Origin of the sequence: Larkinella sp. C7 (assembly GCF_006149005.1) — a bacterium.
Taxonomy (GTDB): domain Bacteria; phylum Bacteroidota; class Bacteroidia; order Cytophagales; family Spirosomataceae; genus Larkinella.
Genome location: NZ_VBSL01000059.1, coordinates 1 through 905 on the forward strand (window position 1 = coordinate 1; position 905 = coordinate 905).

Genomic DNA, 905 nt, shown 5'->3' on the forward strand with positions numbered 1-905 from the left:
GTCGGGATCGATGCCGGCACGGGCGGGCCTGCGGGGCACGGTCACGATGATCGTCTGCCTGCCGGAATGGATGCGATGCTTCCGTAAGTAGAGCGGTTCTATTTCCTTACCCGGTTGGTCCGGCGCGAATACCCCGACCTCGATCCACTCGTCCATCGGCACTTCCTGCTTCACCCCCGCGCTATCCACCACCACCTTATGCGTTTCCACATCCAGTGTCACCTGCCAGTTGCCGGTTTTAGTGGGAGTTGCCACCGCCCGCTCCGTCTCCAGCTTCCAGTACGTGTTCACCTCGAAGAGATCATGCAGCAGATACTGTNCTGTAAGGAGTCCGGCGTCACCGCCCGCAATTCCCGGAACAAATCCAATGTTGTCGCCAACGGAGCGTCGACCGGTCGATGCTTTTCCAGCAGGTTCCGCAGCGCCCCATTGACGCGCTCATCACCGATGTACTCGCTCAAGGTGTAGAGCGCAAAGGGTCCTTTTCGGTAGGACAGGTACGGGTCGAGCCCGCGGAGTAACGGTTCGCCCCGAAAAATTGGTGAGTAGGGATGCGGCTGCCACATGTAGCTAAAAAGCCGCTGAAGAGCTTCCGGTCCCCGGCTGTGTTCCACCACCTTCATCCCATAGTACCAAGCCAGGCTCTCGGACATCACCGGTGCTCCTTCGACGGCGGCATACGGAACCGTCCATTGGTGGGCCATTTCGTGGGCAATGATCGCGTAAGGGTGATCGTGGCTCCGGCCATCGTCCTTCGGATTCCAGAGGGTGAATCCTTCCCCGTGGGTGATCATTCCGGCATCGGCGTGCAGGCCCGTGCCATTCCCGGGCCGCTCGACCACGCTCAGGGACTCGCGCTGGTAGGGGCCGAAATTCTTTGAATAGTAATCCAGGGAAGCCCGGAT

The 905-nt window shown here is 60.1% G+C and carries 1 protein-coding gene; it reads right to left on the bottom strand.

Going from position 1 to position 905, the window contains the following annotated elements; genetic code table 11:
- Positions 1–255: hypothetical protein (locus FH871_RS31740; RefSeq protein ID WP_138995314.1), on the bottom strand; the 255-nt coding region annotated here is incomplete at its 3' end.
- Positions 256–905: the final 650 nt, after the last annotated feature.